Raw genomic sequence first — 16,674 nt, 5'->3', positions numbered from 1 at the left:
AAGAATAAATCAACATTGTCGACAATCGTCTAATAACCGCCGTTGTAAGCAACAAGGACATGGCCGCCTGCCAGCGCTGGCGCCAAAAAAGCATCATGTTAGAATAGACGCCGCTTTTGCCTGACATCTCTTGATGAAACGGCGCACGAGGGAGCTTGCGCAGCAATGCCAGTCGCCTTGAATTGAACATCGCACTGCACCGCCTCAGGATTTATGAGACTCAAGCCCTTCCCCCGATTGTTTTGCCTACTGTTCATACCAGGACTTATGCCGGGGCTATGCGCTGCCGCCGAGAAGACCGTGTATGGCCTCAACGAATACGCCAAGCTGGCGGATATCGACCTGGAAGTGGCGGCCAAACTCGACACCGGCGCCAAGACCGCCTCGTTGAGCGCCCGCGATATCAAACGCTTCAAGCGCAACGGCGAATCCTGGGTACGCTTCTACCTGGCCATCGACACTGCCCATTCCCACCCCATCGAACGCCCACTGGCCCGCGTCAGCAAGATCAAGCGCCGCGCCGGTGACTACGACCCCGATGAGGACAAGAACTACACCGCCCGTCCGGTGATTGCCCTGGATATCTGCATGGGCAGCGCTTTACGCAGCATCGAAGTGAACTTGACTGACCGCAGCGCTTTCCAATACCCGCTGCTGATCGGCTCCGAAGCGCTGAAACGCTTTGATGCGCTGGTCGACCCCAGTCTTAAATATGCAGCGGGCAAACCTGCCTGCGCCGCCGACGCTCATACCGCCGAGTAAACCGAATGCGCTCTCTGACCCTGCACCTGAAAATCCTCATCACCCTCCTGGTGGTGCTGGGTATTTCGGTCACCGCCTACCAGATCTTCGTGCTGGGCATTCCCGTCACCGAGGACGCCACCGACGACTTGTGGAACATCGACGCCAAGGTCGAGTTCGTCGCCAACCCGAAAGACCCGGTGAAGATCCAGATGTTCGTGCCGCCCCTGAGCCGCGACTTCGTCAGCCTCAATGAGAGTTTCATCTCGAATAACTACGGGGTCAGCGTCAACCGCATCGATGGCAACCGCAAGGTCACCTGGTCGGCGCGCCGGGCCAAGGGCAAGCAGACCCTGTATTACCGCCTGGTGCTGACCAAGCGTTACAGCGGTGAAAAGGTCAAGATCAAGGGCCCGACCTTCCGCGACAGCATCGCCGTGGAAGGCCCGGAAAAAATCGCCGCCGAAGCCCTGCTCGCGCCGATCCGCCAGCACTCGGCCGATGTGGAAACCTTTATTACCGAAGCCATCAAGCGCACCAACAACCTCAACGACGACAACGTCAAGCTGCTGCTGGCGGGCGACCCGTCGACACCGCACAAGGCCAAGATCGTCGAACTGCTGCTGTCCATCGCCCACGTGCCGGTGGAAAAGGTCCACACCATCCGCCTCGTCGCCGACCAGCCGCAAACCCCGGAACTGTGGCTGCGCAGCTTCAATGGCAATGACTGGCTGTACTTCAACCCGGAAACCGGCGAACCAGGCCTGCCCGCCGACCGCCTGCTGTGGTGGACCGGCGATGAAAACCTGATCACCGTCGATGGCGGCAAGAAAGCCATGGTCACCTTCAGCCTGAACAACAGCGAAATGAACGCGATCCGCCTGGCCAAGCTGACCGACGAAAACACCGACGCCAACTTCCTCGAATACTCGCTGTATGGCCTGCCGCTGCAAACCCAGCAGACCTTCATGATCATGGTGATGATCCCGATCGGCGTGCTGGTGATCCTGATCCTGCGCAACCTGATCGGCCTGCAGACCCTGGGCACGTTTACCCCGGTGCTGATCGCCCTGGCGTTCCGCGAGACTCAGTTGGGCTTCGGGATTGTGCTGTTTACGATCATCACCGCGCTGGGCTTGTCGCTGCGCTCGTACCTGGAACACCTGAAGTTGCAGATGCTGCCGAGGCTGTCGGTGGTGCTGACCTTCGTGGTGGTGCTGATCGCGGCCATCAGCCTGTTCAGCCATAAACTGGGGTTGGAGCGCGGGCTGTCGGTGGCGCTGTTCCCGATGGTGATTCTGACCATGACCATCGAACGCCTGTCGATCACCTGGGAAGAACGCGGCGCCAGCCATGCGCTGAAAGTGGCGATCGGCACGCTGTTCGCGGCATCCCTGGCGCACCTGATCATGAGCGTGCCGGAGCTGGTCTACTTTGTGTTCACCTTCCCGGCGATCCTGCTGATCCTGGTGGGCTTCATGCTGGCCATGGGGCGTTATCGCGGCTACCGCCTGACCGAGCTGGTGCGCTTCAAGGCCTTCCTCAAGGCTGACTCGTAATGTTCGGCTTCTGGAAGACCTGGAAGGCCCTGGAAGCGCGGGGCATCATGGGCATCAACCGGCGTAATGCGGACTACGTGCTCAAGTACAACAAGCGCAGCCTGTACCCGATCGTGGATGACAAGATCATCACCAAGGAACGGGCGCTGGCGGCCGGCATCCATGTGCCGGAAATGTACGGGGTGATTTCCACCGAGAAGGAAATCGACAAGCTCGACGAGATCATCGGTGGACGCAACGACTTCGTGATCAAGCCGGCCCAGGGCGCCGGCGGTGACGGCATCCTCGTCATCGCCGACCGCTTTGAGGGGCGTTATCGCACGGTGTCCGGCAAGATCATCAGCCATGAGGAAATCGAGCATCAGATTTCCAGCATCCTCACCGGCCTGTACTCCCTGGGCGGCCACCGCGACCGCGCGCTGATCGAGTACCGCGTGGTGCCCGACCAGATTTTCAAGAGCATCAGCTACGAAGGCGTGCCGGATATCCGCATCATCGTGCTGATGGGCTACCCGGTGATGGCCATGCTGCGCTTGCCGACCCGCCAGTCCGGCGGCAAGGCCAACCTGCACCAGGGCGCGATCGGCGTGGGCGTCGACCTGGCCACCGGCCTGACCCTGCGCGGCACCTGGCTGAACAACATCATCACCAAACACCCTGACACCACTAACGCGGTGGATGGCGTGCAACTGCCCAACTGGGACGGTTTCATGAAACTCGCCGCCGGCTGCTATGAGCTGTGCGGGCTGGGCTACATCGGCGTGGACATGGTACTGGACCAGGAAAAAGGCCCACTGATCCTCGAACTGAATGCGCGGCCGGGGCTGAATATCCAGATCGCCAACGACTGCGGCCTGACCCTGCGCACCCATGCGGTCGAGGCACGACTGGAAACCCTGAAAGCTGCCGGCGTGACGGAAACGCCGGAAGAACGAGTGAAATTCGTGCAGGCCATGTTCGGGCACATCCCCGCCGTCGAAGGCTGAGCCGGCCTTCGATCTGTCTATCCCCGACATCCCCCCTAGGACCAAATCCTACGGGGGTCTACAATCCCCTCCCCCACGCCATCAGCTGATCCACCCCGCATGTCGACCTGTTCCGTACACCCACTGCCCTACCGGGCCAACCCCGCCGAGTATTTTGCGGCGATTCGCCATGCCCCTGGCGCGGTGCTATTGGACAGCGGCCGCCCGACCGCCGAGCGGGGCCGTTATGACCTGCTCAGCGCCTGGCCCGAAGCGACGCTGGCGGTGCAGTCTGACGAGAGCGGCAGCGAGTTCCTGCAACGCCTGCGGGAAAACCTTACACAGTTGGGTGAGGCGGCATTGCCGGCTGGCTACGAGTTACCGTTCGCCGGCGGCCTGATCGGTTACCTGAGCTACGATTTCGGCCGGCACCTGGAACATTTACCGCACCACGCGGTGGACGATCTGCACCTGCCGGACGCACGTTTTGGGCTGTATGCCTGGGCCCTGGTCAGCGATCACCAGGCGCAGACCAGCCAGTTGGTGTTTCACCCGACACTGGCCGATGGCGAGCGGCAGCGACTGATCAAGCTGTTCAGCCAGCCAGCCGCCGAGATAGCCGCCAACTTCAAGCTCCACGGCCCCATGGCCCCCGACATCAGCGCCCAGACCTACGCGCAGGCCATCGCCCGCATCCACGACTATATTCGCGCGGGCGACTGCTACCAGGTCAACTTCACCCAGCGCTTTCGCGCAGCGTGCAGCGGCGATCCGTGGGCGGCCTACTGCGCCTTGCGCGAAGCCTGCCCGACGCCATTCTCCGGGTTCCAGAGCCTGCCGGATGACGGCGCGGTACTGAGCCTGTCGCCGGAACGTTTCGTCAGGATCAGCCAGCGCCAGGTCGAAACCCGCCCGATCAAAGGCACCCGCCCGCGCGGCCTGACGCCTGAAGAAGACGCCGCCAACGCCGCCGAACTGCTGGCCAGCCCCAAGGATCGTGCCGAGAACCTGATGATCGTCGATCTGTTGCGCAACGACCTCGGGCGCACCTGCCGCACCGGCTCGGTGAAAGTGCCGGAGTTGTTCAGCCTGGAAAGCTACCCCAACGTGCATCACTTGGTCAGCAGCGTCACCGGCGAATTGGCCGACGACAAGGACGCCCTGGATCTGATCGCCGGCAGCTTCCCTGGTGGCTCCATCACCGGCGCACCGAAGATCCGCGCAATGCAGATCATCGACGAACTGGAGCCAACCCGCCGCGGTCTGTACTGCGGCTCGCTGGTGTACCTGGACGTGCGTGGCGAGATGGACAGCTCCATCGCCATCCGCAGCCTGCTGGTCAAGGACGGCCAGGTGTGCTGCTGGGGCGGCGGCGGGATCGTCGCCGATTCGCAATGGCAGGCGGAATATCAGGAGTCGCTGACCAAGGTGCGGGTGTTGTTACAAACGCTGGAAAGCCTCTAGCGCAGCGCCCTTCCTGGCTTCGGGACGTAGCGCCCGAGCGCAGAAAAAACCTGAATCAGAAGCGCTGTGGACGGCGTACCAGCTGGAGGATAGCGTCCGGTTTCGACCGTCCACCCGCCATCTGTGAAGGATCACATGAAGCGATTGCTTACTCGTCAGAAAATATTTCCAAGATTGCATCTGCACTTGCCTGAGCCTAATATCTCCCAAATTGGGAGGTCCGACTCATGCGGATAATCGCGTTCTCGACCTTACGTCTCTTCTGGGAGAGCCACCCAGCTTGTATCGACGCCAAAACACCGCTGGTCGAGTTGTATCGCCATATGGAGAAGGCTGCATACCCAACGCCGCAAGCGCTCAAGGCGGAGCTCGGAACCGCGAGCATCCTCAAAGGCAGCAGGGTTGTATTCAACGTGGGCGGCAACCGGTATCGAGTGATCATGGCGATCAATTATCAGCGTCAGCTTGGGTTCATACGTTTCGTGGGAACCCACGCACAGTACGATCAGATCAACGCGGAGACCGTGTGATGAACATCAAACCCATACATTCCCAAGAAGACCTCACCGCCGCGCTCGCACGCGTCGAACAGATATGGGAAGCGCCAATCGGCTCGCCTGAGGGCGATGAGCTGGAAATTCTTGCGGTCCTCATTGAAAAGTATGAGGCCGAACATTATCCGATGCCGCCGTCGGACCCGGTGGAAGCCATCCGCTTTCGCATGGAGCAACTCGGCATGACGGCGCGCGACCTGGAGGCCTTCATCGGCACCAGCGGCCGGGTGTCCGAAGTGCTCAACCGCAAGCGCAAGCTGAGCCTGTCGATGATCAAGCGCCTGCATGAAGGCTTGAGCATCCCGTATGAGCGGTTGCTGGCAGGGGCTTAAGATCTCAGGCGGCTGTAGGCCCGCGCCCACATTCGACCGCGCTTCCAGAGGATAAACGCGGTCGAATGTGGGAGCGGGCTTGCTCGCGATAGGGCCGTCAGCTGCGCGGAACGACTTACAGGCTCAACGGCCGGTTCGAAGCCTTGATGAACTCGTTCTTCAGCTCTTCAAACGTATGCACCGCCGGGAACTGCGGGAACTCGCGGATCACATTCTCCGGCGCATGGAACAGAATCCCGCGGTCGGCCTCGCCCAGCATGCTGGTGTCGTTGTACGAATCGCCGGCAGCGATCACGCGGTAGTACAGGCTCTTGAACGACAGTACCGACTGGCGCTTGGGGTCTTTCTGGCGCAGTTGGTAACTGACCACGCGGTCGGTTTCGTCAGTGATCAGGCGGTGGCACAACAGGGTCGGGAACCCCAGCTGGCGCATCAGCGGCTGGGAGAATTCGTAGAAGGTGTCCGACAGAATCACCACCTGGAAGCGCTCGCGCAGCCAGTTGACGAACTCGATGGCACCGTCCAGCGGCTTGAGGGTAGCGATCACTTCCTGGATATCGGCGAGCTTGAGCCCGTGTTCGTCGAGGATGCGCAGGCGTTGCTTCATCAGCACGTCGTAGTCGGGAATGTCCCGGGTGGTCGCCCGCAGGGATTCAATACCGGTTTTTTCGGCGAAGGCGATCCAGATTTCCGGAACCAATACCCCTTCCAGGTCGAGACAGGCAATTTCCACGAGACACTCCTATTTGTATTGTTCAAGTCGAGCGAGCAAAAAGACTGCCGAACTCTAGCGATTCAAGGCGGCGGCCGCAACGCAGGGCGGATTTTGATACCATCACTCTCCTATAGAGCGCTCAGCGCCACTGACCTGTAGGAACCGTCCTGATGAACCAAGCCTTCGATGTCGTTGAACTCGCCACGACCTATGCCAACAAATCTGCCCAGGACATTCTCAAGCTGGCGTTCAGCCAGTTCGGCGATGACCTGTGGATTTCCTTCAGCGGTGCAGAGGATGTGGTGCTGGTGGACATGGCCTGGAAGCTGAACAAGAACGTCAAGGTGTTCAGCCTCGACACCGGCCGCCTGCACCCGGAGACCTACCGTTTCATCGAACAGGTGCGCGAGTTCTACAAGATCGACATCGAGCTGATCTCGCCGGACCAGAGCAAACTGGAACCCTTCGTCAAAGAGAAAGGCTTGTTCAGCTTCTACAAAGACGGCCATGGCGAATGCTGCGGTGTGCGCAAGATCGAGCCGCTGCGCCGCAAGCTCTCCGGCGTGCGCGCCTGGGCTACCGGCCAGCGCCGCGATCAGAGCCCCGGCACCCGCAGCCAAGTGGCGGCGCTGGAAATCGACACGGCCTTCTCCACCCCGGAACGCACCCTGTACAAGTTCAACCCACTGGCGCAGATGACCAGTGAAGAGATCTGGAGTTACATCCGCATGCTGGAGCTGCCGTACAACAGCCTGCACGAGCGCGGTTTTATCAGCATCGGCTGCGAGCCCTGCACCCGCCCGGTGTTGCCAAACCAACACGAGCGCGAAGGCCGCTGGTGGTGGGAAGAAGCCACGCAGAAGGAATGCGGGCTGCATGCCGGGAATCTCATCAGCAAGGCCTAAGCGCTGACGCAGTCAACCATGTGGGAGGGGGAGCAAGCCCCCTCCCACATTTGTTTTGTGCCGAGCGTAAAAATGTACACACAAATGTAACCATCGGTGCCATTTATGTGTGCAATCCACCGACCTTCGCACCAAAACGTAACATCTCCTCTCTGCCGCTGTTTATTCTCTAAACAGAGGTTCTGCCCCGTCAAAAATAAATACCTGTTCAAACGGTCAATTTATATCGCTTTGAATTCAGTCAGTTATTTATAGAACCTATAAAAACGAAATTAACCAAGGTTTTCATAGATCGAAAACTGGCACGTATGTGGCTTAAGGTGAAGTACGCTTTGTATACAATAAATACAAAACATACATACACTTTCCCGCTGCGGCTTTGCTGCAGCAGTGCTGGAGCCTGCCGGAATGCGTACACGCCTCTCGAACACCCTCGCACTGGATCTGCCCTCCTCCGCCCTCAACCCCGAGGCCGCGAGCCCCGGCCCGCTGGTACTCAGCCCGCGCCTGCACAACCGGGACCTGGCGCCGACCAAGGTCGAAGGCCGACGCTGGGGGCGCTACAGCATCTTTGCGTTATGGACCAACGACGTACACAACATCGCCAATTACTCGTTCGCCATTGGCTTATATGCGCTGGGCCTGGGTGGCTGGCAGATTCTGTTATCCCTGGGGATCGGCGCGGCGCTGGTGTACTTCTTCATGAACTTGTCGGGTTATATGGGGCAGAAGACCGGGGTGCCGTTTCCGGTGATCAGCCGCATCAGCTTCGGCATTCACGGCGCCCAGATTCCGGCCTTGATCCGTGCGGTCATTGCGATTACCTGGTTTGGTATCCAGACCTACCTGGCCTCGGTGGTGTTCCGAGTATTGCTGACGGCGATTCATCCGGGGTTTGCCGACTATGACCACAACTCGATCCTGGGCCTGTCGAGCCTGGGCTGGGCGTGCTTTGTGACGATCTGGTTCGTGCAACTGGTGATCCTGGCCTACGGCATGGAAACCGTGCGTCGCTACGAAGGCTTCGCCGGGCCGGTGATTTTGCTGACCGTCGCTTCGCTGGCCGGTTGGATGTACTTCCAGGCCGACGGCCACATCGCCTGGTCGATCCGCGAGCCGCTCACCGGTGGCGAGATGTGGCGCAATATCTTTGCCGGCGGCGCGCTGTGGCTGGCGATCTACGGTACGTTGATCCTCAACTTCTGCGACTTCGCACGCTCTTCGCCGTGCCGCAAGACCATCCAGGTCGGCAACTTCTGGGGCCTGCCGGTGAACATCCTGGTGTTCGCCGCCATCACCGTGTTGCTCTGCGGCGGGCAGTTCCAGCTCAATGGCCGGGTGATCGAAAGCCCGACCGAGATCATCGCGGCGATCCCCAATACGTTCTTCCTGGTACTCGGCTGCCTGGCGTTCCTGATCGTCACCGTGGCGGTGAACATCATGGCCAACTTCGTCGCCCCGGCCTTTGTGCTGAGCAACCTGGCGCCCAAGTACCTGAACTTCCGCCGCGCCGGGTTGATCAGCGCGGCCGTGGCGGTGCTGATCCTGCCGTGGAACCTCTACAACAGCCCGCTGGTGATCGTGTATTTCCTTTCCGGCCTGGGCGCGCTGCTCGGGCCGTTGTACGGAGTGATCATGGTCGATTACTGGCTGATCCGTAAAAGCCAGGTCGATGTGCCGCAACTGTACAGCGAAGACCCGAATGGCGTTTATTACTACAGCCGTGGCGTGAACATGCGCGCGGTGGCGGCATTTATTCCTGCGGCGGTGATCGCCATCCTGCTGGCGCTGTTGCCGGGGTTTGCCAGTGTCTCGCCGTTTTCCTGGTTGTTTGGCGCCGGTATTGCAGGGCTGTTGTACCGGCTGATCGCCAAGCGCCAAGCGTTCTACGCTGATGTCAGCGGTGAAAGCATTGCAGTCGATAACGTCAGTCATTAAAAAGGACATTCCATGCGTATCCTCGTGGTCAACGTCAACACCACCGAATCCATCACCCAGACCATCGCCGAGCAAGCGCGGTCCGTGGCCTCGCCGGGCACCGAGATTGTCGGGCTCACGCCGTACTTCGGCGCCGAATCGGTGGAAGGCAATTTTGAGAGCTACCTGGCGGCCATCGCGGTGATGGACCGCGTGATGGCCTACGACCAGCCGTTCGATGCGGTGATCCAGGCCGGGTATGGCGAACATGGGCGCGAAGGCCTACAGGAATTGTTGAATGTGCCGGTAGTGGACATCACCGAAGCGGCAGCCACCACCGCGATGTTCCTCGGCCACGCCTACTCGGTGGTGACCACCCTGGACCGCACCGTACCGCTGATCGAGGACCGCCTGAAACTCGCCGGCCTGTATCAACGCTGCGCCTCGGTGCGGGCCAGCGGCATGGCGGTGCTGGAGCTGGAAGAACACCCGCTGGCGGCCATGGAGGCCATCGTGCGGCAGGCGGAACTGGCGATCCGCGAGGACAAGGCCGAGGTGATCTGCCTGGGATGCGGCGGCATGGCCGGGCTGGACGAACGCATTCGCCAGCGCACCGGGGTGCCGGTGGTGGACGGGGTAACGGCGGCGGTGACGATTGCCGAAGGGTTGGTGCGATTGGGGTTGTCGACGTCGAAGGTCAGGACCTACGCCACCCCGCGGCCGAAGACTGTCATCGGCTGGCCGCGCAGCCGATAGAACAGGTCGCGGCGATCAAATCGCGCTGAAGCGCTGCGCCAGTCCCGCGATTAAAAACTGCTCGAGGATGAAGTCGACAAACGCCCGGGTCTTGCCGGGCAGCAGTTTGTGTTCGGCGTAGTAGAGGGAGATGTTGCCGTCGTCGACGTACCAGTCGGGCAGCACCCGCACCACCGCGCCACTGTCGAGGAACGGCACTGCCATCGGCATGCTCACCAGCGCAATGCCCATCCCCTGGGCACTCGCGCAACAGGCGGCCTCCGAGTCGCTCAGGGTCATGCGCGGCTTGAGCGCCAATGGACGCTGTTCGCGCTCGCGGCTGGTCAGTTGCCAGGAGCGCACGCGGCCGGTTTGCGGGGAGCGGATCAGGATGCCCAGGCAGCGCGCCAAATCCTCGGGCGCCAGTACCGGCGGGCGTTGCGCCAGGTAATCCGCTGACGCCACCAACACCCGGTGCGCGGGCGTCAGCTTGCGTGCAACCACGCCCTGGGGCAGCTCAAAACCACCGCCGATGGCCGCATCGAAGCCCTGGCCAATCAGGTCGACCTGGCGGTTGTCAAAATGCCAATCCGGGCTGATATCCGGAAAACGCCGGACGAATTCCCCCAGCAACGGCATGACATAACGATTACCGAACACCGTGCCCATGCTGACCTTGAGCGTCCCCACCGGCCGCCCCTCGGCGCTGGCCAGGTTGGCCACGGCGTTCTGAATGGTGATGAGGCTGTCGCTGACTTCGGCGAGGAACCGCTTGCCGGCTTCGGTCAGGGTCAGGCGCCGGGTGCTGCGCTGGAACAGCCGCACCCCCAGGCGCGCTTCCAGCTTGGCGACACTTTTGCCCACCGCCGCCGGGGTCAGGCTCAAGCGCCGGGCCGCTTCGGCAAAGCTGCCGCCTTCGGCGCTGCGCACAAAGCATTCGATACTGCCGAAGCTCTCCATATCCGCCCACTCTAAACTTTTGGTTTACACAGACTATAGCAATCCGGGTCTACCGACAGCGGCGGGTGAGGTCGATACTCGGCTGCATCCACAAGGCATCCCGCCTTGAACAGTGAGGAGATCAACATGACTACCCAGAACCTCAGCGGCAAAGTCGCCTTGATTCAAGGCGGTTCACGCGGCATCGGCGCCGCCATCGTCAAGCGTCTTGCGGCGCAAGGTGCGGCCGTCGCCTTTACCTACGTCAGTTCCGCCGCCAAGGCCGCAGAACTGCAGAACAGCGTGATCAGCGCCGGCGGCAAAGCCCTGGCGATTCAGGCCGACAGCGCCGATGCCACGGCGATTCGCAACGCGGTCAACGCCACGGTCCAAGCCTTTGGGCGCCTGGATATCCTGGTGAACAACGCCGGCGTGCTGGCCATCGCGCCGCTGGAAGACTTCAAACTGGAGGACTTCGACCAGACCCTGGCAATCAACGTGCGCAGCGTATTCATCGCCACTCAGGAAGCGGCCAAGCACATGGGCGAAGGCGGCCGCGTGATCAACATCGGCAGCACCAACGCCGAACGCATGCCCTTTGGCGGCGGCGGGCCGTATGCGATGAGCAAGGCGGCGCTGGTCGGCCTGACCAAGGGCCTGGCGCGGGACCTGGGGCCACGTGGCATCACCATTAACAACGTGCAGCCAGGGCCGGTGGACACCGACATGAACCCGGCGAACAGTGAGTTCGCCGAGAGCCTGATCGGGTTGATGGCGGTGGGCCGTTATGGCCATGTCGAGGAGATCGCCAGCTTTGTGGCCTACCTGGCCGGGCCGGAAGCGGGTTACATCACTGGGGCCAGCCTGACCATCGACGGTGGCTTCAGCGCATAACCGCCTGTAGGCGCCGGGTCAGGACATGGGCGGCAGGCCGTAGGCGGCGAGGTCGAAGTCCGCGAGTTTGCGGATGATCTGGTCGGCGTGGTGGTACTTGCTGTCGGCCATGGCTTCGTCGGGCACGGCGATGGCGGTCATCCGGGCCGCCTTTGCTGCGGTGACGCCGAACGGCGAGTCTTCAAACACCAGGCAATCTTGCGGCGCGATGCCCAGGCGCCGCGCGGCGGTGAGGAAGATGTCCGGCGCGGGTTTGGCGGCACCGACTTCCGGGTCGTCAGCCGTGACGATGGTGCCGAACAGGCCAAACCATTCGCGGTGCAGCGTGGTCTTGTGGCCAAAGGAGTTGCGCGACGAACTGGTGCCCACCGCAATCGGAATATTGTGCGCGTTCAGGTGCCGTACCAACGCTTCGGCGCCGGGCATGCCCAACGCCCTGGGGAAACGCTCGCTCATCAGCGGCTCACGGATTTCGAGGAACTCAGCCGCCGTGATCGGCAGGTCCAGCGCCTTGACCACGTAGTCGGCCAGGTCCTGGGCCCCGCGCCCGATGATGTGCTGTTTGATCCCCCAGTCATAGGTACGTCCGAAGCGTTCGGCGATGATCTGCGTCACTTCGGTGTAGATGCCTTCGGTATCCAGCAACAAGCCGTCCATATCGAAAATCACGGCCTTGATCGGACCGACTGCGCTACGCGGTGCATTCATCGTGACGAAACCCTGGAGGTAGGACTAAAAGGATTCAGCACAATAACGGCCACGCTTGTCGGCAGGCAACCTTTTAGGCTGTACACCTGATCAGGCCGGCGTGGGCAGGCAGCCCAGGCGGGTCAATGCGGCCTCCACCGCGTGCTCCAACGGCGTATGGGGTTCGTGGCCCAGGGCCGCAAGCAAGCGTTGGTTATCCATACGCAACGGGGTTTGCCACAGATAACGCATCTCCTGTATCTCGCGAAAGGTCACGACAAACGGCGCAGCCAACTTCAACAGCCACCAGGGAAATACGCCTACACGCGGTTGCAGGCCCGTCCTGCGTAACACTACGCGCTGGATCGCCTGGCTCATCTGCGTGCCATCACTGTCCACGTGCCCGGCCATATGAAAGCAGGCAAAGGCGTCGAGGGCGGCGCGGCGCTCAATCAACTCGAGCATGGTGCGCGCCACATCCGGCAGGTAGGCCCATTGGTGGGCGACGCCTGGCGCACCTGGGGCGCTGACCGCGCGCACCGGTTTACCGGGTTTGACCAGGCCTTGGGAGAACCAGTTGTTGGCCGCCCCGGCGCCGAAAAAATCTCCGGCACGCACGATCACTACACGAGCGCCCTCGCGGGAAGACTGAAGCAAGCGCTGCTCCAGTTGCACACGTATCGCGCCCTTGCGGGTCAGCGGGTGCTGGGGTGAGTCTTCGGAAAGCACCGGGAACGCATCCGGCCCGAAGTTGTAGAGCGTGCCGGGCAACACGATGGTCGCGCGCTCGGCGATGGCGGCAGCAATGGTGTTGTCGATCATCGGCAGCACCTGCTCGGCCCAATTGCGATAGCCCGGCGGGTTCACCCCATGGATGATCACCGCGCAGCCACGGGCGGCAGCGATGACGTCCTGGCGATTGAGCGCATCGCCTTTGAGCCAGGTATAGGCGGCATTCTGGCTACGGGCCTTGGCGACATCCCGGGTCAACGCACACACCTGCCAGCCCGCCACGCTCAACTGTCGCGCCACTTCGCCGCCGATACCGCCGGTTGCACCCAATACCAGTACCTTGCTCATCACCCGCTCCCACATTGGTTGGAGCGGTCATTCTGTTCGTAGCCTGGTTATAGAGGAATTGCCGAAGACCATCCAGACGCTATACATTTACGCATGACATTGAACATTGGCTGGGAGCTTTACCGATCGTTTCTTGGCGTACTCAAGGAAGGATCGCTGTCGGGGGCCGCACGGCAGCTCGGCATCACACAGCCCACCGTCGGTCGGCACATTGCCGCGCTGGAAACGGCCCTGGGCGTGGTGCTGTTCACTCGCTCCCCCACCGGCCTGCTGCCGACGGCAGTGGCTCACACCATGAGGGCCCACGCCGAGACCATGGAGCGCACGGCCGCCGCCCTGGAACGCAGCGCCTCCTCCCAGGGCGACGAAGTGCGCGGCGTGGTGCGTGTCTCCGCCAGTGAAGTGGTCGGCGTGGAAGTACTGCCGCCGATCATCACGCGGTTGCGCCAACAGCATCCTCAGCTCAAGGTCGAACTGGTCCTGACCAACCGCCTGAGCGACCTGCTGCAATTGGAAGCCGACATCGCCGTGCGGATGGTCCGCCCCAGCCAGGAGCAATTGCTGGCACAGCGCATCGGCCTGATCGAAGTCGGCCTGCATGCCCGCGACGATTACCTGCACCAGCACGGTACGCCGCAAGAGCTGAAAGACCTGACCGACCACGCGGTGATCGGCTACGACCGGGAAAACGCGTTTATCCGCAGCCTGGCCGTCAAAGGCTTCGAGCGCGGCACCTTCGCCCTCAGCAGCGACAGCGACCTGGCGCAACTGGCGCTGATCCGTGCCGGCGCCGGCATCGGCGGATGCCAGGTCAAGCTGGCCCAACAAGACACGCGCCTGCGTCGGGTACTGCCGGAGGCATTCGCGCTCAAACTCGACACCTGGGTCACCATGCACGAAGACCTGCGCAACAGCCCGCGCTGCCGGGCGACGTTTGATGCGCTGGTGGCGGGTTTGCAACGTTACGTACAGGATTGAGACAGCTTCGCTGAGGAACAATGAAAATCCCTCAATCCCTTCACAGCCGCCGCCATGACCGAAGCCTTCGAAGTCCCCAGCCCCCACGAAAAACACATCGAACACACCACCGAACATGCCCACGCGCGCGGCGACAATTTCGCCAGCCGCATTGCCGTGATGACCGCGCTGATGGCCACCCTTGGCGCCATGCTCAGCTACCAGGCCGGCTCCACCGAAAGCGAAGCGGCGATGGACAAGAACAACGCTGCCATTTTCAAGACCGAAGCCGCCAACCAGTGGAACTACTACCAGGCCAAATCCAGCCGGCAAAACCTGGCGGAACTGGCTACCCATATTCCCGGTGTGGACGCCGCGCATTACAAGGATGAGAGCGAGCGCTACAAGGGCCAGAAGGAAGACGTGCGCAAACAGGCCGAAAAGCTGGAGGCAACCTCACGGGAATGGGATCAGAAATCCGAAGAAGCCTTGCACCAGCATCACCGCTGGGCCCAGGCGATGACGGCGATTCAGATCGCGATTTCGTTGGCGGCGATCACGTTGTTGACGCGCAAGGAATGGTTGAAGCGCCTGTCGTATACCGCGGGCGGTGTGGCCTTGGTGCTGGGCGGCCTGGCGGGGCTGCATTTCTGATAATTTCGCTTGGGCGCCCAACACCCGTCGCTATATAGTAAACCGCATAACGCTAACCACCGTACAAGGAGATACCGGTGTCCGTACTACCCAAAGAAGCCGTGGGCGCAGCCTACAGTATCGAATCCATGCGTTACGCCCAGGCCATGACCTGGCAGGCCATCGAACAACTGGCCCAACGCATCCGCCCCGGCATGCTCGAATCCGAAGCGCGCGAGTTGGGCAAACACGTCCTCGCCGACCTCGACATGCAGCGCATCTGGCACCCGCTGCTGGTGCGCTTCGGCGCCAATACCCTCAAGGCCTTCAAGCAACACTCCGACGGCGACCCGGTACTGGGTGAAAACGATATTTTCTTCATCGACATGGGCGCCGTCTGGCAAGGTCACGAAGGCGACGCCGGCGCCACGTTCACCACCGGCACCGACCCGGACATGATCGCCTGCGCCAACGCGGCCAAAGCGCTGTTCGACCGCGTGCAAGCGCGCTGGAAAAACGACCAGGTCATCGGCCTCGAACTCTACCGCTACGCCGAGGCACAAGCCCAGGCCATGGGCTGGCAGTTGAACCTCGACATCAAGGGCCACCGCGTCAGCGACTTTCCCCACGCGATCCATCGTGGCGGCAACCTCGGCGACTTCGAGCACTACCCGAATGCAGGGTTGTGGATTCTGGAGATCCAGATCGCTCACCCGAGCAAGCCGTATGGCGCATTCTATGAAGACCTCCTCGCTTAATCGTTCAAAGGAACCAGAATGGAACGCTACGCCGAATTTCCCGAGCTGTTGTTTTCCTACGGCACCCTGCAGGACAAAGCCGTCCAACTCGCCAACTTCGGCCGAGAACTGGCAGGCCAGCACGACGCCATGTTGGGCTACTCGAAAAACTGGGTAGAAATTACCGACCCGCAAGTGCTGGCCACCAGTGGCAAGACCCACCACCCGATCGTCGCGCCGAGCACCGAACAAGGCGCCAGCGTTGAAGGCATGGTGTTTCAGATTAGCGAGCAGGAGTTGGCGGCGGCGGATGCGTATGAAGTGTCCGACTACAAGCGGGTCAGCGTGGCGCTGGCATCGGGCCTCACGGCTTGGGTGTATGTGCAAGCCTGAACGACGGGCGATTGATTTCAATCTGTTACAGGAGCGTTTAGAGTATCGCCCCCCGAGAATTGAATCTCGGGATTCAGTCCATGGAGTTACTCAGTGAAGTACGTCAGTAAAGTGGTTGCAGCAGCAGTTCTCGGTTTCACCCTCGCCGGCTGCACCGGCACCGCCATCAAATCCCCGCAATACGACAGCAGCCAATACACCGTGCTGGGTCACAGTGAAGCCAGCGCCACCGGCATCATGCTGTTCGGCGTTATCCCGATCGGCCAGAACAGCCGTTTCGTCCGCGCCCAGACTGCTGCCATCCAGGCAAAAGGTGGCGACGCGCTGATCAATACCGAAGTCCAGGAAAAATGGTTCTGGGCTTGGGTGCTGAGCGGTTACACCACCAAGATCTCCGGTGATGTGGTCAAGCTGAAAACTGCACACTAAGCCGGACGTTGCTCTATTTGCGCGGGATTTGACCTGAG

Annotated in this window: 19 protein-coding genes; 15 read left to right on the top strand and 4 right to left on the bottom strand. The window is 61.4% G+C overall.

The annotated features are described in order from the left end of the window. The first annotated feature begins 213 nt into the window (after positions 1-213). The 6 genes from NR164_RS09890 to NR164_RS09865 all read left to right on the top strand — a co-directional run bounded on the left by NR164_RS09890 (position 214) and on the right by NR164_RS09865 (position 5,615). Complete coding sequence (locus NR164_RS09890) at positions 214-762, top strand: ATP-dependent zinc protease (protein ID WP_026140213.1); 549 nt, start codon at positions 214-216, stop codon at positions 760-762. Positions 763-767: 5 nt separating this feature from the next. Continuing rightward, positions 768-2,300 (top strand): inactive transglutaminase family protein, encoded by a 1,533-nt coding sequence (locus NR164_RS09885; RefSeq protein WP_046382414.1) that lies wholly within the window; start codon positions 768-770, stop codon positions 2,298-2,300. Further along, a complete protein-coding gene (locus NR164_RS09880) occupies positions 2,300-3,286 on the top strand; it encodes an alpha-L-glutamate ligase-like protein (RefSeq protein WP_079444515.1) in 987 nt (328 codons plus the stop codon). The genes NR164_RS09885 and NR164_RS09880 overlap by 1 nt, the downstream gene beginning before the upstream one ends. Positions 3,287-3,385: 99 nt before the next feature. Next, entirely contained in the window at positions 3,386-4,729 is a 1,344-nt protein-coding gene (gene pabB, locus NR164_RS09875) for an aminodeoxychorismate synthase component I (protein ID WP_256822695.1), read from the top strand. A gap of 227 nt (positions 4,730-4,956) precedes the next feature. Then, the gene (locus tag NR164_RS09870) at positions 4,957-5,259 is read left to right on the top strand and encodes a type II toxin-antitoxin system HigB family toxin (protein ID WP_046382411.1); all 303 of its coding nucleotides are present in this window, start codon (positions 4,957-4,959) and stop codon (positions 5,257-5,259) included. Beyond that, the gene (locus tag NR164_RS09865; protein WP_017848481.1) at positions 5,259-5,615 is read left to right on the top strand and encodes a type II toxin-antitoxin system HigA family antitoxin; all 357 of its coding nucleotides are present in this window, start codon (positions 5,259-5,261) and stop codon (positions 5,613-5,615) included. The genes NR164_RS09870 and NR164_RS09865 overlap by 1 nt, the downstream gene beginning before the upstream one ends. Positions 5,616-5,730: 115 nt before the next feature. Here NR164_RS09865 and thrH read toward each other — a convergent pair whose 3' ends face one another. Further along, positions 5,731-6,348, bottom strand: a complete 618-nt coding sequence (thrH, locus tag NR164_RS09860) for a bifunctional phosphoserine phosphatase/homoserine phosphotransferase ThrH (protein WP_017848482.1) — start codon at positions 6,346-6,348, stop codon at positions 5,731-5,733. Between the two features lie 152 nt (positions 6,349-6,500). Between thrH and NR164_RS09855 the strand changes: the two genes are divergently transcribed. The 3 genes from NR164_RS09855 (at position 6,501) to NR164_RS09845 (ending at position 9,908) form a co-directional block, all read left to right on the top strand. Continuing rightward, complete coding sequence (locus NR164_RS09855; protein ID WP_017848483.1) at positions 6,501-7,235, top strand: phosphoadenylyl-sulfate reductase; 735 nt, start codon at positions 6,501-6,503, stop codon at positions 7,233-7,235. Positions 7,236-7,643: 408 nt separating this feature from the next. Further along, the gene (locus NR164_RS09850) at positions 7,644-9,173 is read left to right on the top strand and encodes an NCS1 family nucleobase:cation symporter-1 (protein WP_256822694.1); all 1,530 of its coding nucleotides are present in this window, start codon (positions 7,644-7,646) and stop codon (positions 9,171-9,173) included. Positions 9,174-9,185: 12 nt separating this feature from the next. Next, positions 9,186-9,908 (top strand): aspartate/glutamate racemase family protein, encoded by a 723-nt coding sequence (locus NR164_RS09845; protein WP_017848485.1) that lies wholly within the window; start codon positions 9,186-9,188, stop codon positions 9,906-9,908. A 15-nt stretch (positions 9,909-9,923) separates the two neighbouring features. On the opposite strand, the gene NR164_RS09840 is transcribed toward NR164_RS09845, so the two are convergent. Beyond that, positions 9,924-10,847, bottom strand: a complete 924-nt coding sequence (locus NR164_RS09840; RefSeq protein WP_017848486.1) for a LysR family transcriptional regulator — start codon at positions 10,845-10,847, stop codon at positions 9,924-9,926. A 126-nt stretch (positions 10,848-10,973) separates the two neighbouring features. Between NR164_RS09840 and NR164_RS09835 the strand changes: the two genes are divergently transcribed. After that, positions 10,974-11,720 carry a 3-oxoacyl-ACP reductase family protein gene (locus NR164_RS09835; RefSeq protein WP_017848487.1) on the top strand — a complete coding sequence of 249 codons (747 nt, stop codon included), beginning with the start codon at positions 10,974-10,976 and terminating at the stop codon, positions 11,718-11,720. 18 nt (positions 11,721-11,738) lie between these two features. Here NR164_RS09835 and NR164_RS09830 read toward each other — a convergent pair whose 3' ends face one another. Together NR164_RS09830 and NR164_RS09825 are read right to left on the bottom strand one after the other, a co-directional pair. Beyond that, positions 11,739-12,428, bottom strand: coding sequence for an HAD-IA family hydrolase (locus NR164_RS09830; RefSeq protein ID WP_017848488.1), 690 nt, complete (start codon positions 12,426-12,428; stop codon positions 11,739-11,741). Between the two features lie 90 nt (positions 12,429-12,518). Beyond that, the gene (locus NR164_RS09825) at positions 12,519-13,487 is read right to left on the bottom strand and encodes an NAD-dependent epimerase/dehydratase family protein (protein WP_256822693.1); all 969 of its coding nucleotides are present in this window, start codon (positions 13,485-13,487) and stop codon (positions 12,519-12,521) included. A 93-nt stretch (positions 13,488-13,580) separates the two neighbouring features. Here NR164_RS09825 and NR164_RS09820 point away from each other — a divergent pair, with 93 nt between their 5' ends. From NR164_RS09820 to NR164_RS09800, 5 genes are all read left to right on the top strand, one after another. Beyond that, a complete protein-coding gene (locus NR164_RS09820; RefSeq protein WP_256822692.1) occupies positions 13,581-14,465 on the top strand; it encodes a LysR family transcriptional regulator in 885 nt (294 codons plus the stop codon). A 54-nt stretch (positions 14,466-14,519) separates the two neighbouring features. Then, positions 14,520-15,098, top strand: a complete 579-nt coding sequence (locus NR164_RS09815) for a DUF4337 domain-containing protein (RefSeq protein ID WP_017848491.1) — start codon at positions 14,520-14,522, stop codon at positions 15,096-15,098. A gap of 77 nt (positions 15,099-15,175) precedes the next feature. Further along, positions 15,176-15,835, top strand: coding sequence for a M24 family metallopeptidase (locus NR164_RS09810; RefSeq protein WP_046382403.1), 660 nt, complete (start codon positions 15,176-15,178; stop codon positions 15,833-15,835). An 18-nt stretch (positions 15,836-15,853) separates the two neighbouring features. Beyond that, the gene (locus tag NR164_RS09805) at positions 15,854-16,207 is read left to right on the top strand and encodes a gamma-glutamylcyclotransferase family protein (RefSeq protein ID WP_079444520.1); all 354 of its coding nucleotides are present in this window, start codon (positions 15,854-15,856) and stop codon (positions 16,205-16,207) included. 93 nt (positions 16,208-16,300) lie between these two features. Beyond that, entirely contained in the window at positions 16,301-16,636 is a 336-nt protein-coding gene (locus NR164_RS09800; protein WP_046382401.1) for a hypothetical protein, read from the top strand. Positions 16,637-16,674 lie beyond the last annotated feature (38 nt).

The organism is Pseudomonas sp. Pse79 (genome assembly GCF_024519615.1).
GTDB classification, from domain to species: domain Bacteria; phylum Pseudomonadota; class Gammaproteobacteria; order Pseudomonadales; family Pseudomonadaceae; genus Aquipseudomonas; species Aquipseudomonas veronii.
Note: the sequence above shows the minus strand (reverse complement) of the source record. Positions and strands in the feature narration are given on the sequence as shown.